The following is a 12,917-nucleotide window of genomic DNA, read 5'->3' as shown; positions in this document are numbered from 1 at the left end:
AGACATGGGTTTTCCTTAAACTGTGATGACGTCTGCAGTGATGGCGTCAGCAGTGGCCGGCACCGCGCTCGCTTGGCTTAACTGTATGGCGCTGGCTTGAGTCGCTGGGGTGGCCGAGGCGCTGGCAAAATAAATGCTACCGGCGTGGCAAACTCGAGTGGCTTGGATGATTTCATCGTCTTGCTGCGGTGCGTAATGGGCGTCTTTATCGCTCAACAGTGCTAAAAACGTCAGTACATTGCGCGCAAACATACTCGAGGCATCGGTTGGCATTAAGGCGGCTAAATTACTTTGCCCCACAATGCTGACGCCGTTGTCGCTAACCACCACTTGATCGGCTTGCGACAGCGGACAATTGCCGCCGTGGCTGACGGCCATATCAATGATCACGCTACCGGCTTTCATCCGCGCCACGGTGGCTGCCGTCAGCAAAACCGGCGCGGCTTTGCCCGGAATCAGCGCGGTACTAATAATGATGTCAGCTTGCGCTGCTTGTTGCGCGATCAGCTCGCTTTGTCGTTGCCGATAATCGTCGGACATTTCTTTGGCATAGCCGCCGGTGTGGGCCAATGCCGCTTGCTCTTCGCTGGAGAGTTCAACTTCGACAAATTTTGCGCCAAGTGATTCAACTTGTTCGCGCGTGGCTGGGCGTACATCAAATACTTCAACGACGGCGCCTAAACGCTTGGCGGTGGCAATCGCTTGTAAGCCGGCCACGCCAGCCCCCAAAATTAACACGCGCGCGGGTTTCACTGAGCCGGCGGCGGTCATCAACATCGGCATAAAGCGCGGGAAGTAATGCGTTGCCAACAGCACTGCACGATAGCCAGCAATATTGGCTTGGCTCGACAATACGTCCATGCTTTGGCCACGGGTAATCCGTGGAATTAATTCCAGCGCGTAAGCATCGATTTGTTTGGCGGCGAGTAAGCTAAGATGCGGATAGCGATGGATATCAAACAGACTCACCAGCGCTGCGTGCTCGGGATAAAGGGCAATTTCTTGGGTATTGGGCGCTTGCACTTTTAAAATAAGGGCTGCACCGCTATACAGGCTGGTTATGTCTTCGTTAATGCTCGCGCCAGCCGCTAAGTAATCGCTATCTTGCCATGTTGCCGCTAGGCCGGCATTCGCTTGAACGCGTACTTGATGCCCTTGTTTGACGAGTTTTTTAACCGTTTCAGGCGAGGCGGCGACACGGGTCTCGCCGTGTTGGTTTTCTTTTGGGATCACAATCAACATCTTGGCTTTATTCCCTGTGCGCGGTGAATGATGAGGTATTTAGCCTGATCTGCGCTTGTTACAGTTTGATGCAAAGCAACTTAGGTAAAAACCCTAGGGTCTGTTGGCGTTTTGTTTCCCGCCGTGCTGGAGCGTTTTTCGCGGCGAATCAAGGCGTAGTAAGCGACGCATAGTCATTCTATGTGAGCTTGCTACAACGCAGGGTCGCCGCGAAAAGCGCCCAGCCCGCAGGGTTTGGCGGCAGCTTTTTTAAATAAAGTCAGCCTGATGCTGCGTTACCAAGCGCTGGCGTAGAATGACTACGCTACGCGCTTCGTGCCTTGCCTCAGGCCAAAATTCGCACAAACGCGGTTGGCAAACCAAACGTCAACAGACACCTAGGCAAGGTGTTGTTGACGCGATAATTTCATCTAATGAAAAAAACAGATTAATCGCTATTGATAATTATTCTCATTTGTACAATAATCGCTTCACCGACTACTCGAACGAAGGAACAGCAATGAAGGCCTATCTGGTTGGCGCCGATGCCTTGGGCAATATCCCGCAGCTATTGGCTGAGCACGGTATTAGTGTGCAAAAGCATGTGAGCGGGCGCAATGTATCGCATCAGCGCAAGCCGGCGAGTTTAAACGGGGCCGATTTATTGATTTTGTTTACTGATTTTTTAAGTCACAACGTGATGAAGGCGTATCGAGAATTGGCCAATGATGAGCAAGTGCGGTTTGTTGCTTGCCGCCGCTCGGTGTGTGCTTTGAGCCAATCCTTAGAAAAAATTGGCGAAGTGAAAGATTGCAGTCAATGCCCGAATCGCAAAAGCCAACGTTAAAGCGGGCATCAATGCCCGCTGCACGTTTTATTTCGAGTTAGTCAGCCAGATTAGATCGAATGAATGATTTTGCGCAATGGCGTTGGAATGCCAGCCGCCAGCGCAGCGGCTGGGCTAAACCACGCGGTATTGGCGCTTTCTTTGGCGCAATCACTGCCCACCAGCTGCGCCAATTGCGGGGTAATGGTGAGACGGTAATGGGTAAATACATGAACAAACTCAGGCAGAGTCTTGCTCAGCGCAATGTTTAAACCCAAATGATCGGCAATGTGGGCGACTGGATCGGTATGTAACGCGACTTCAGGTAGGCTCCATAAACCACCCCAAATGCCGGTTGGCGGGCGTTTTTCGAGCAATAGATCACCCTGCGCATTGCGCAAAAAGATCATTACGGTGGCTTTTTCTGGGATGGTTTTTTTCGGCTTTCTCGTTGGCAAGACCGCTTGCCGATCGCTCTGCCGAGCTTGGCAATCACTAGCGATGGGGCACAGCAAGCAGCTTGGATTTTTTGGTGTGCAAATGGTAGCACCCAAATCCATCAGACCTTGCGTATGGGCTTTGATTTCGCTGGCCGCTTGCTGGCTATCGGAGCAACGAGCGGGGAGTAAGGATTCAGCCAATTGCCACAGCTGGTTTTCGATGGCTTTCACCCCCGGATAGCCTTCAATCCCCGCCCAACGCGTTAACACGCGTTTCACATTGCCGTCTAAAATCGCGGCGCGATAGCCGTAGGAAAAAGCGGCAATGGCTGCTGCGGTACTGCGCCCGATACCGGGCAAGGTGGTAATCAATGCGGGGTCGTTAGGAAATTGCCCGGCAAAATCACGCACCACCGCTTGAGCGCAAGCATGCAAGTTTCTGGCTCGGGTGTAGTAACCCAGTCCACTCCACAGCGCCAACACATCATCGAGCGGTGCAGCAGCTAAATCAGCCAGCGTTGGGAAACGCTGTAAAAATCGCGGGTAGTAGTCGAGAACGGTGCTCACTTGCGTTTGTTGCAGCATGATTTCAGACAGCCAAACGCAGTAAGCATCGTTCACTTGCCATGGCAAATGATGGCGGCCAGAATGCTGCTGCCATTGGCGCAAACGTAAAGAGAAATCAGACATTAAGGTTTGCTTACTTTAGTGGTTTTGCGCGGCGCGCTACGCGCTTTCTTTTTGGCGGCGAGCTCGGCTTTTTTCTTTTCCGCTAAGGCGGCGGCTTTTTGTGCGGCAATTTTTTCTTCGCGGGCTTTTTGTGCTGCCGCGGCGCGATCTATTTTTGCCTGTGCCTCGGCTTTTTGCCGCGCAATGATTTGTTCTTTTAAGTTAGCCGTGTCGGCTTTATACACCGGATTTTGAATCGGGCCGCTTAAGGTAATAGGTAGGGTTAAGCCAATTAATCCCGCTAATTCTGGCACTTTAGGATTGGCGCTGGCCTGCATTTTATAGTCAAGCGTGCCAGCGGCCAAATTGAGCATCCCGCCGCCACTGAGTTTTAATACATCGGCGCTCACACTCAGATCATGGTTTTCGGCGATGCCATTTTTAAGATGCAAAGTGGCATTGAGCTCAGAAAAATTGGTTTTTGCCATTGCTATGGTCGGTCTTGCTGACTTCGCCATTCATTAATTTAATTTGCTGGCTGGCCGAGCTCAGTAAGCCGCTAATGTCGATGCCGCGAATCGCGCCTTCTTTGAGACTGGCTTTGATTTTGCCATTGGCTGATTTTCGTAAGTCCGCCAAGTTTTGCCCTTTGGCGGTTACATCAATAGTTAAATTGCTACGACCTTCAAAACGACTGGTGTCTAAGGTATCGGTGAGCAAGGTGTTGATATTCATATTGGATAAGGTTTGCTCAACGCGGAAAAACGGCACCGCTTGCGTTGAATTAATTTCAACCCGACCCGCTAATTGGCCTTCGTAGAGCGTGGCCGATAAAGGATCGAGCACCAGACGATTTTTGCGCGCAATTAAGGTGAGGTCTAAGTCGTCAACGTGCAAATTATTCAGTACCAGCTCACCAATTTTGATTGAGCCAATAGCATTAAATTTTTCTAGCCACCACAAATCAAATTTATTGTTTTGCGCGCTTTTTTTTGCGCCCGCCGCTACTGCGGGTAAATAGGGCGTTAAATCAAATTTGGCCAGACTCATGTTGATCCGAAATTGCGGATCAACAAAACTTTCCATACCTATTTGCGCGTGCAATGGCTCGTAATCTAGCGTGCCATTGCTGTCGAGATTGATCAATTCATTGTGTAAATCAATATCACCCTTGCCGGTTAAATCCAAGCGAATCGCGCCGCGTGGCAAGCTGCGATTGGTGTAGCTACCGGTGAGTCGGTAGTTAGATAATCGGGTTAAATTGCCGCGCTCAATGGCCAGCGGGGTACTAAATACGACATCCAGATTTTGTTCTGGGCTATTGAATTTAACGCTGATTTTGGCAGCATTACTTTGTAAAAAATGTCGTTGTGCGCCGCTGAGGGTTGGCACCGTGGCCGAGGCGCTAAATTTAGCGTCTTTGTCTTGCATCTCAATATCAAACTGCAAGCGATTGAGCGCCAATGCGTTTTCGGTGAGCTGAATTTCGGGCACGTCCAGCGTGGTTTTCCATAGCTGCCCAGCACGATTGGCCGATCCAGTGAGCTTTAAATCCCCACCGGCGAGTCGGAGTGGATCCCAGCCATAATTTAAATTGCCGGTGATTTGTAGCTGGGTATTGCTAACTTTAAGCCCCGCATCGCTGGCGCCTTCTTGCGTGAGTGCCACTTTAATGTCGGCAATATGTAATCGCCGCTCTTGCTCAACATAACGCATCGCCGCCGAGCCTTGCACTTTGCCGCGCCAACGTGCTGCTTCGCCGTTGTCATTGAGGTAAATTTGCCCGTCTAGGCTTAAGTCGCCTTTTTTGGGGTCGGTCAGATTGTCCAGTTCAAGATTGAGCTGACTTAAATGCAGTGTTTTCATTGACTAAATCATCTTGCCAAGCCAGTTGCGCATCCGAAAAACTAAACCGATCTAAGGCCAAATGAATTTGCTTGCCTTTGCTTTGTAGTAAATCTTCAAAATTATACGTGCCGTCATCGTGGCGAATAATCGTCAACTCGGGCTTTTCAACTTCAATACTATTGACGACGGCTTTGCCTTCGCTAATTAAAGGCCATAGGCGAAACACCACTTTAATGGCGTCGGCATGCGCAAAAACCGTATCTGACTTTGGTTCGGTGAGGGTGGCGTTTTTAATCAGCACAGCCGGACGCGGTAGCAGCACCATATGGGCGCTGCCACGAATGTCGAGCTTACGCTCGGTATCTCGCTGGACTGCTGATATCAATTGATCGCGAACGAGGTCTGACGATAAAAAGTACGGCAAAATGCCCAGCAAGGCCGTAAGAGTAAGGACGAGCAAAAAACTAATTCGCAAAGAGCGAGAATGGCGCCAATCCATGTCGTCAAATGAAGGAGTAAAACGAAGATTGGGCGATTATCCACAAGAACCGGCGCAAACAAAAGCACTGCGGCAAAAATAATAGTACATAGCATGTTCTAGATAACTGTTTTTTATCTAAATACCGTGCAAAATAGCGATCAATGGCAAGATTTCCTCTGATTTAGCGAGGGCGTAATTTTTTACGAATGAACGATTTAAATTCCTACTAGGAGTGTTGGTTATGGCGCATCTCACCCCCATCAAAGTGCATGGGTTTCATTTGGATTTGTATGGGCACGTCAATAACGCGCGTTATTTTAGAATTTTTGGAAGAAGCGCGCTGGGGCTTGATGGAAGAGTACGGCGATTTGTCTTGGTTTATGGCGCAAAAAATGGCCTTGGTGGTGAGCCGTGTGGATATTCGTTATATCCGCGCCGCTACGATGGGCGATCAGTTGCTGATTGAAACGCGCTTGGCCGAATTATTGCCACGTGAAGGCAAATTCATCAGCGTATTGTGCGTAAAGACAATGGCAAAGTGGTGGCCGAGGCCGACATTAGCTTTGCCGTCATTCACCCAGAGCAAAGAGGCGCGCTGTTGATCGAAGGCGAATTGTTTGAGCGTTTTAATCAGGTTTTACTGGCAACGAGTGAATGGGTATGACGTGGTTGCAGCGAGTAGCTGGTGTTTTGGTCTTGAGTTTGCTGAGCGCGTGTAGCGGCATCGTTAATTTTGAAAAACCACAAGTGAATCTAGCCGGTTTAGAAGTGCTAGATTTGGGCTTGTTGGAGCAAAAATTTGTGGTGTCTTTGCGCGTGACCAATCCGAACGATATGGCTTTGCCGATTGATGGTTTGAAAATGAAGCTTGATGTGAATGGTCAGCCATTTGCGACAGGGGTTTCAAATCAAAAAGTGACTTTGCCGCGCTTGGGTGAGACGGTGGTTAAAGTGAATGTAACCACCAATCTGAGCAATATTTGGAAGCAAATTAAAGCCATCCAAAATAAATCGCTGGCGTATACGGTTTCTGGGCAGTTATTTGTTCCCTTAGTACCCGGTGGCATTAGCTTTAATCGGCAAGGGGAGTTGTCCAGCCTCGGGGCAGCAGTCGCGAAGTAACGGTTGAGTGATGACAACGTGCCGGTCGAGCTGCTGCGTTTTTTTGCTTTACCGCTGGTGCTTTAAAACATCGCACGTCTTTGAGTCTGGTCTTGTTGGGTATTTTGGTCTGGGCTATATCAATAATAGCCTGTATTCAGATACCGCTTTCATTGGGGTGGTGCGCAGATTTGATGCTGTGCCGCGCTCGTCGAGCTGGGGGCTTAAAATCCCGTTTAAGCGCACCGAGTGAGGAGAGAGACAAACGGTTTATCGTTTGGCTCACGACAATCGAGGGCACAGCGGAGCTGGGCGCGCTCGGGTCGCCTTTCTTTTCCCCCATTTTCTTTGGCGAGTCAAAGAAAATGGGGTCCCCGTCGCGGACTGCGACTGTAAAACAATGTGCCGCAGGCACTTAAATCCGCCTTATCTTGTTGGGTATTTAGATGTGGGCTATACCCATAACAGCCTGCATTCAGATACCGTTGTACTTTCATTGGAGTGGCAAATGGGAATCAATCAAGCCAAACAAGAGGCCAAACGTTTAAAGCAAGATCATCAGGCGGCGGGGCATATTGAAGACGACAATACCGAGGCCGAGCGGATTTTAGCTTTAAATGCGTGGAAAAAAGCCAAGTCGCTTAAAGAGCGGCAAGCGGCAGCCGAGCGGCACATTGCCAAGGCCGAGCTAGAAAAACTCAAGCGCAAAAAAACCTAATCGCAATAGCGCACCGCGATGATTGGGATTTCGGCGATGGAGAAGATCGCTAGCACCCCGTATTGCCTAGCCAAAGAATGGCAGTGCAATCCGGGGTGTTTTTGTCGGTGCGATTAAAATTTTTCCGGCACGATGCGTAGTGGATGCTCGGTATTGCTGCGGACTTTGATTTTTCTTTTTGGTAGTTTTACTTTTTCTTGTGGCAAGTCCTTATACGGCACATGCGCCAGAATATGACTGAGCACATTGAGTCGCACGCGTTTTTTATCCTCGGAATGGGCGATAAACCACGGTGAAAACTCGGTGTCGGTGTATTTAAACATCTCGTCGCGGGCGGTGGTGTAGTCGTCCCAACGGTTAAACGACAAAATGTCCATGGGCGAGAGCTTCCATGTTTTACGCCCGTCGTCGATGCGATCGCGTAAGCGCCGTTCTTGCTCTTCGGGGGTGACTTCCAGCCAGTATTTGAGCAAGATAATCCCAGAATCAATCATGGCTTTTTCAAACTGCGGTGCGCCCGCCAAAAAATGCCTCAGATTGCTCTGGGGTACAAAAACCCATTACTCGTTCAACCCCAGCGCGGTTGTACCAGCTGCGATCAAAAATAACCACTTCGCCAGCGGCAGGTAAATGCGCCACGTAGCGTTGCAAATACATCTGGGTTTTTTCGCGGTCGGTGGGCGCTGGCAATGCTACGACGCGAAAGGTGCGTGGGCTCACGCGCTCAGTCAGCGCTTTAATCGTTCCGCCTTTGCCCGCACCATCGCGCCCTTCAAACACGATGCACACTTTGAGCCCGCGCTCTTGTATCCAGCGTTGCATCTTGACCAGCTCAATATGCAGTTTGCGCAGTTCAGTCTGATAGGTTTTTTTCTGATAATGCTGGTTTGTGGCTGACTACTTCATCAGCGGTTTGCGTGTTAGAACTTGGATTTTTTTTACTCATGGTGCGGCTCCCTCGGGGCGATGATTTAAATCATGTTGCGCTTGCAAGTCGTTTTCATAAGCAATACGCGCTCGCTTGAGTGTAGAAAACAATAAAAAGTCTCGCTTAACGCGTTCAAGCTGGCCTTGCATTTGGGCACGGCGTTCAATTTGGCGCTTGCGTCCGGCTAAAGCCAGGCGGATTTCGCGCTCGGCTAGTGCTTGCTGCAATTGCCACATGGCTTGCTCACCCGCAGCATCAATTTGTGAAATCGTGGTTACATCAATCACCACCCATTTCAGCGGACTTGGGTTGCCGTCGACTAAGGACAAGACGCGTTGACGGAAAAAATTAGCATTAAAAAAAATTCAGCGGCGACTCAAACCGATAGACCAACAAACCTTCAATTTCTTGCGCGTCGGGGTGATGCTTTAAATCATGAAACGATTGTCCTGTGGGGTACACCCCCAGCCGCGCTTCGTGCGGGCGGGCAAGATGAATTAACAGCCGTAATGTGGATAATAAAACGGCAAATAGCATGCCTTGCATTACGCCAACGCAGGCTACGCCGATTAAGGTCACAATCGCAATCAGCCATTCGCCGCGCCCAAGTAAGCGAAAGTGTTGAATGCTAGCAAAATTCATTAGCCCTAAAGACGCTGTAATCAGCACCGCGCCCAGCGCCGCAATCGGTACAAAGTACAAAGCGGGCGTAAGGAGCAGCATGGCAATGGCAATAGTCAGCGCCGCAACAATGCTGACCATTTGGCTTTTGCCACCCATGGCGTCATTGACTGCGGTTCTGGAATCCGCGCCGCTAATGGCAAAGCCCTGGGAAAAACCAGCGGCAATATTGGCCATGCCCAGTGCAGTAAATTCACGATCGGCGTCGATGTCATAACGGTTTTTGGCGGCAAAGCTGCGTGCGGTGAGCATGGCGCTGCTAAAGCTAATTAAAGCTAAACCGGCGGCCGCGCCGAGTAACTCGCCAAGTTGTGAGTAGGGTAGCACCGGCCAATGCACTTTGGGTAAGCCGGCGGGTAAAGCGCCGATCACACTGACGCCGTGTTGATCCAAACGGAAAACAAAAACGATTAAACCGGCTGCCACCATGGCCACCAAGGCCGATGGCAAGCCCGGTAACACGCGCGCGCGCCACTTGCTGTATTAGCAAGGTAGCAAGGCCGATTGCGCTGGTGATGGGGTGCGATTCAAAAATTTTGCTGGGTAATTCAAGCAGCCGCTCAATTAAGCCGTTGTCGCTAAAGTCAAAACCAAATACTTTACCCAACTGAGCAACAAACAATGCTGATGGCAACGCCATTTAAAAAGCCCGCCAAAATGGGTGGCGATAAAAAATCAGCTAAAAAACCCAAGCGAAAACGACTGGCAATCAGGCAAAACAAGCCGGTGAGTAAGGCCAAGCTCACTGATAAAGACACATAGAGCGTAGCGTCCCCTGCGGCAATGGGCGCGAGGGTCGAGAAAATCATGGCGCAAGTTGCGGCGTCTGGCCCCACGATCAGTTGGCGGGATGAACCAAATAGCGCATACGCGAGCAGCGGTAAAATGCTGGCGTATAAACCCGCTACGGGGCTCATTCCGGCTAATTGGGCGTAAGCCACGCCAACGGGGATGGCCACTGCGGCAACAGAAATCCCTGCGCGCCAATCATATTGCCACCATGCTTTGGGGTAATGGCGCAGCAAGGTGATACCGGGTATGGTTTGCGTAAGCCAGCGAGAAACAAAATGAAAAGCCAGCATGAATGTCGTAGTCCAAAATCAGCGCGGTGAAGGCATGATTTTACACGCAAGTGGCCCTGCTTGATATTTTGTGTAAGTTTTTGGGTGGATTGGTCGGTGTTGTGTGTAACTAAAGCTTAAGGCGGGGTGTGCTGCGGGGATTGCCCCATCAAATCCGATTGGACTTGATGGGGCTGCGGCCCAAGCAAGGGCGCAGATTGAATGATTATTCGGTGTCGTTAGCTAAATTACGATACGTCGCGAGATCCAACTCACCTTCCGCGCGCGCTACCAATACGGCCGCCAGCGAGTCACCAGAGACGTTGGTCGCGGTATTCATCATGTCGATAATACGATCCACTGCGGCAATCGCGGCCACCACTTCGAGTGGCAGACCGACCGAAGTGAGCACCAAACTCATTACGATCAAGCCAGTGCCGGGTACGCCTGCCGCGCCAATCGCCGCCAATACGGTGGTGACAATCACGGTGACCATTTGCAGTAAGGTCAACTCAATGCCAACAGCGTTGGCAGCAAAAATCGCCACTGCGCCCAAATACGTTGCCAAGCCATTCATATTCACCGTGGCACCTAAAGGCAGCACGAATGAGGCAATTGAGTTATGCACACCCAATTGATGCTCACAGGTTTCCATATTGAGTGGCAAAGTGGCATTGCTCGATGCGGTGGAATACGCAAACAGCTGCACCGGAAGCATTTTGCGAATAAACGGCCACGCTGGCAGCACAAAAATGCGCAATAACAGCGGAAAAACCACCACCAGCATTAACATACACGATAGGTAAATCACGCCAACCAGTGAGGCTAATTCGCCTAAGACGCGAAAACCATTGTCGGCGGTCACATAAGCGATCAGTGCAAACACACCGTAAGGCGCAAAAGACAGCACCATCAAGATCAGCTTAAACACCACTTCATTGAGTGCGACAAATAGGCGTTGCACCGGCTCACCCGCAGTACCGGCTTTATTGATCGCAATCCCAAAAAAGATGGCAAACACAATAATCGGTAGCACTTGCCCTTCGGCAAAAGCTTTAAATGGATTGTCAGGAAAAATCCCCATCATGGTGTCGAGCAAGGATGTTTTTTGCATTTCTGGCGCGGTCACGCCATGCAGCATGGCGCTCATGCCCGAGCCAATGCCAAAGGTCATCGACAACAGCATCGCAATGGCTGCCGCAATACCCATGGTAACGGCGTAAATCAACAGCGTTTTTGCCGCAACGCGACCCATCTTGCTTAAGTCTTTCAGTGCGGTAATACCGCAAACTAAAGACACAAAAATAACGGGCACCACGGTCATTTTTAGCAAGGCTAAAAAGATGTCACCAATCGGTTTGAGTTGCTTAATCCACTCACCACCGACCAAACCTGCGATAACACCAAGGACGAGCGCCAGCATAATTTTTAGCCACATCGGCCATGATTTTTTTTGTGATAACAATTCTTTCTCCTAAGCAATTGTCGCGAGCATTGCTTATTTTGCCCCTGTAAAACAATAGCTGGCACGGTTTTGTGAATTATATTAACATTCATTTTGTGAGCAAATACATCGTGGATTTTTCGAGTTTTCTATAGGGGTATTGCCATTGATATGTTGATTATCAATGGCTTGATAGAAATACTGCTGATTTTTTAGATAGGCTATTTGGCATTGGCTAGCTAGATTTAGCCGCTGTGCTGGCGCTGGCGTGACGGCAGGCATTTACGGCGCAAGCCTATCAACAAAGAGGTAGTTGTCAGGGTGTGGAATAACAGGGGGGTGCGATTGCGCTTAGCGGCTTTCGCTGGGCAGTTTGCCGGTTTGTTGTTGCCAAACGCGGCGAAAATCGCGGGTCGAGGCAAACCCCGCTTGCTCGGCAATGCGCTCAATGGATAACTGCGGTTGCTGCAATAATTGGCGAGCGGTAGCGATGCGAATATCCAGCTGATATTGATGCGGCGTAATACCGCAGTGCTGCAAAAATAAACGCGCTAAATTGCGGCTACTGGTGTGCACATGCGCGGCAATTTGCGCCAGCGTTAAGCGCTCAGTGACTTGGCGGCTGATTAAGTCTTGCGCTTTATGCACCATCGGGTGCAAATGATTGCGATGCGCAAGCCAAGGCGAAAGCTGTGGGTCTTGACCGCTACGGCGTAGCCAAACCACCATTTCGCGCGCGACGCTTTGGGCGATCAAGGGGCCAGCGTCTTGCTCAATTAAATGCAGCGCCAAATCAATCCCTGAGCAAATTCCCGCGCTGGTGGCCACCGGGCCGTCTTGCACGAATAAACGATCATCGTGAACCAGCGCTAACGGCGCGGTTTGCCGTAAGCGATCAATGATTTCATGGTGGGTGGTGCATTGCCGACCATCGAGTAAACCGGCTTCTGCCGCGAGCATGGTGCCGGAGCACACGCAGGCCAGCTGATGTTGTTGAGCATCAAAATGCTGGCGTAGCCAAGTGACCACTTGCGTGGACTCAACGTTTTTGAGATTGACCAGCGAATTTTGTGCGCCAATTAAAATCACCGTTGCGCCCGTTGGAATCGGCGTCGGTAATGGTGCGAGCTGGTGCTGTTTTAGTCCCACTGAGGAAGTGAGTTCAGTTAAGGGCGAGACCAGATTGAGCCGATATTGCGCGCCATGCAGCGCAGCAATTTGAAACGCTTCAGCTGGGCCAGCCAAATCCAACAGCATAAATTGCGGGGTCAACACAAAATATAAATCGAGCATGCAAGGCCTTTGGTTAGGGTCTGTTGACGTTTGGTTTCCCGCCGCTGCTTACGCGTTTTTCGCGGCGAATCAAGGCGTAGTAAGCGATGCATAGTCATTCTATGTGAGCTTGCTACAACACAGAGTCGCCGCGAAAAGCGCCCAGCCTGATTTTGTATATAACAACTCGGTTTGGCGGCGGCTTTTTTAAGATAAAGTCAGCCTGA

15 protein-coding genes and 1 pseudogene are annotated in these 12,917 nt (G+C 50.4%); 4 read left to right on the top strand and 12 right to left on the bottom strand.

All coding sequences use genetic code 11. The features are described 5' to 3' along the window. Window positions 1-15: 15 nt before the first annotated feature. Entirely contained in the window at window positions 16-1,242 is a 1,227-nt protein-coding gene (locus GKO28_RS01565) for a Re/Si-specific NAD(P)(+) transhydrogenase subunit alpha (RefSeq protein WP_182075129.1), read from the bottom strand. A 499-nt stretch (window positions 1,243-1,741) separates the two neighbouring features. On the opposite strand from GKO28_RS01565, the gene GKO28_RS01560 reads away from it, so the two are divergent. Next, window positions 1,742-2,068 (top strand): DUF2325 domain-containing protein, encoded by a 327-nt coding sequence (locus GKO28_RS01560; protein ID WP_173533718.1) that lies wholly within the window; start codon window positions 1,742-1,744, stop codon window positions 2,066-2,068. 50 nt (window positions 2,069-2,118) lie between these two features. Here GKO28_RS01560 and mutY read toward each other — a convergent pair whose 3' ends face one another. Genes mutY through GKO28_RS01540 form a run of 4 tightly spaced genes read right to left on the bottom strand, consistent with a single transcriptional unit; the run spans window position 2,119 to window position 5,503 of the window. Then, entirely contained in the window at window positions 2,119-3,177 is a 1,059-nt protein-coding gene (gene mutY, locus GKO28_RS01555; RefSeq protein WP_182075128.1) for an A/G-specific adenine glycosylase, read from the bottom strand. Next, window positions 3,177-3,644: an AsmA-like C-terminal region-containing protein gene (locus GKO28_RS20880; RefSeq protein ID WP_182075127.1), complete on the bottom strand. Its 468-nt coding sequence runs from the start codon at window positions 3,642-3,644 to the stop codon at window positions 3,177-3,179. Before GKO28_RS20880 ends, mutY begins: the two co-directional genes overlap by 1 nt. Then, the gene (locus GKO28_RS20875) at window positions 3,622-5,022 is read right to left on the bottom strand and encodes an AsmA family protein (RefSeq protein WP_182075126.1); all 1,401 of its coding nucleotides are present in this window, start codon (window positions 5,020-5,022) and stop codon (window positions 3,622-3,624) included. Before GKO28_RS20875 ends, GKO28_RS20880 begins: the two co-directional genes overlap by 23 nt. Next, window positions 4,988-5,503: an AsmA family protein gene (locus tag GKO28_RS01540; RefSeq protein ID WP_182075125.1), complete on the bottom strand. Its 516-nt coding sequence runs from the start codon at window positions 5,501-5,503 to the stop codon at window positions 4,988-4,990. The genes GKO28_RS20875 and GKO28_RS01540 overlap by 35 nt, the downstream gene beginning before the upstream one ends. A 272-nt stretch (window positions 5,504-5,775) precedes the next feature. On the opposite strand from GKO28_RS01540, the gene GKO28_RS01535 reads away from it, so the two are divergent. The 3 genes from GKO28_RS01535 to GKO28_RS01525 all read left to right on the top strand — a co-directional run bounded on the left by GKO28_RS01535 (window position 5,776) and on the right by GKO28_RS01525 (window position 7,304). Next, window positions 5,776-6,087 carry an acyl-CoA thioesterase gene (locus tag GKO28_RS01535; RefSeq protein ID WP_247646261.1) on the top strand — a complete coding sequence of 104 codons (312 nt, stop codon included), beginning with the start codon at window positions 5,776-5,778 and terminating at the stop codon, window positions 6,085-6,087. A 58-nt stretch (window positions 6,088-6,145) separates the two neighbouring features. Continuing rightward, the gene (locus GKO28_RS01530; RefSeq protein WP_182075124.1) at window positions 6,146-6,607 is read left to right on the top strand and encodes an LEA type 2 family protein; all 462 of its coding nucleotides are present in this window, start codon (window positions 6,146-6,148) and stop codon (window positions 6,605-6,607) included. Window positions 6,608-7,094: 487 nt separating this feature from the next. Continuing rightward, a complete protein-coding gene (locus GKO28_RS01525) occupies window positions 7,095-7,304 on the top strand; it encodes a hypothetical protein (protein WP_182075123.1) in 210 nt (69 codons plus the stop codon). Between the two features lie 113 nt (window positions 7,305-7,417). Here GKO28_RS01525 and GKO28_RS20870 read toward each other — a convergent pair whose 3' ends face one another. The 7 genes and pseudogenes from GKO28_RS20870 to GKO28_RS01495 all read right to left on the bottom strand — a co-directional run bounded on the left by GKO28_RS20870 (window position 7,418) and on the right by GKO28_RS01495 (window position 12,711). Further along, complete coding sequence (locus GKO28_RS20870; protein ID WP_282099197.1) at window positions 7,418-7,828, bottom strand: hypothetical protein; 411 nt, start codon at window positions 7,826-7,828, stop codon at window positions 7,418-7,420. Further along, a complete protein-coding gene (locus tag GKO28_RS20865; RefSeq protein WP_282099196.1) occupies window positions 7,806-8,126 on the bottom strand; it encodes a hypothetical protein in 321 nt (106 codons plus the stop codon). The genes GKO28_RS20870 and GKO28_RS20865 overlap by 23 nt, the downstream gene beginning before the upstream one ends. 120 nt (window positions 8,127-8,246) lie before the next feature. Next, complete coding sequence (locus GKO28_RS01515; protein ID WP_182075122.1) at window positions 8,247-8,561, bottom strand: sodium-independent anion transporter; 315 nt, start codon at window positions 8,559-8,561, stop codon at window positions 8,247-8,249. Between the two features lie 25 nt (window positions 8,562-8,586). Then, window positions 8,587-9,378 (bottom strand): annotated as a pseudogene (locus GKO28_RS01510) (SulP family inorganic anion transporter); the annotation flags it as partial. 134 nt (window positions 9,379-9,512) lie between these two features. After that, the gene (locus GKO28_RS01505; RefSeq protein ID WP_203563822.1) at window positions 9,513-9,995 is read right to left on the bottom strand and encodes a SulP family inorganic anion transporter; all 483 of its coding nucleotides are present in this window, start codon (window positions 9,993-9,995) and stop codon (window positions 9,513-9,515) included. A gap of 205 nt (window positions 9,996-10,200) precedes the next feature. Then, entirely contained in the window at window positions 10,201-11,439 is a 1,239-nt protein-coding gene (locus GKO28_RS01500; protein ID WP_247646258.1) for a dicarboxylate/amino acid:cation symporter, read from the bottom strand. Between the two features lie 330 nt (window positions 11,440-11,769). Beyond that, entirely contained in the window at window positions 11,770-12,711 is a 942-nt protein-coding gene (locus GKO28_RS01495; protein WP_182075120.1) for a GlxA family transcriptional regulator, read from the bottom strand. Between the last annotated feature and the right edge of the window lie 206 nt (window positions 12,712-12,917).

This window comes from Deefgea sp. CFH1-16, assembly GCF_016881365.1.
Classification (GTDB): domain Bacteria; phylum Pseudomonadota; class Gammaproteobacteria; order Burkholderiales; family Chitinibacteraceae; genus Deefgea.
The sequence above is the reverse complement of the archived record's forward strand: the minus strand, read 5'-3'. Positions and strand labels throughout refer to the sequence as shown.

What these genes read in the sequence shown, in the direction of transcription:
- GKO28_RS01565 (WP_182075129.1), bottom strand. Translation starts at nt 1,242, where the DNA reads ATGTTGATTGTGATCCCAAAAGAAAACCAACACGGCGAGACCCGTGTC.
- GKO28_RS01560 (WP_173533718.1), top strand. Translation starts at nt 1,742, where the DNA reads ATGAAGGCCTATCTGGTTGGCGCCGATGCCTTGGGCAATATCCCGCAG.
- mutY (WP_182075128.1), bottom strand. Translation starts at nt 3,177, where the DNA reads ATGTCTGATTTCTCTTTACGTTTGCGCCAATGGCAGCAGCATTCTGGC.
- GKO28_RS20880 (WP_182075127.1), bottom strand. Translation starts at nt 3,644, where the DNA reads ATGGCAAAAACCAATTTTTCTGAGCTCAATGCCACTTTGCATCTTAAA.
- GKO28_RS20875 (WP_182075126.1), bottom strand. Translation starts at nt 5,022, where the DNA reads ATGAAAACACTGCATTTAAGTCAGCTCAATCTTGAACTGGACAATCTG.
- GKO28_RS01540 (WP_182075125.1), bottom strand. Translation starts at nt 5,503, where the DNA reads ATGGATTGGCGCCATTCTCGCTCTTTGCGAATTAGTTTTTTGCTCGTC.
- GKO28_RS01535 (WP_247646261.1), top strand. Translation starts at nt 5,776, where the DNA reads ATGGGCACGTCAATAACGCGCGTTATTTTAGAATTTTTGGAAGAAGCG.
- GKO28_RS01530 (WP_182075124.1), top strand. Translation starts at nt 6,146, where the DNA reads ATGACGTGGTTGCAGCGAGTAGCTGGTGTTTTGGTCTTGAGTTTGCTG.
- GKO28_RS01525 (WP_182075123.1), top strand. Translation starts at nt 7,095, where the DNA reads ATGGGAATCAATCAAGCCAAACAAGAGGCCAAACGTTTAAAGCAAGAT.
- GKO28_RS20865 (WP_282099196.1), bottom strand. Translation starts at nt 8,126, where the DNA reads ATGCAACGCTGGATACAAGAGCGCGGGCTCAAAGTGTGCATCGTGTTT.
- GKO28_RS01505 (WP_203563822.1), bottom strand. Translation starts at nt 9,995, where the DNA reads ATGCTGGCTTTTCATTTTGTTTCTCGCTGGCTTACGCAAACCATACCC.
- GKO28_RS01495 (WP_182075120.1), bottom strand. Translation starts at nt 12,711, where the DNA reads ATGCTCGATTTATATTTTGTGTTGACCCCGCAATTTATGCTGTTGGAT.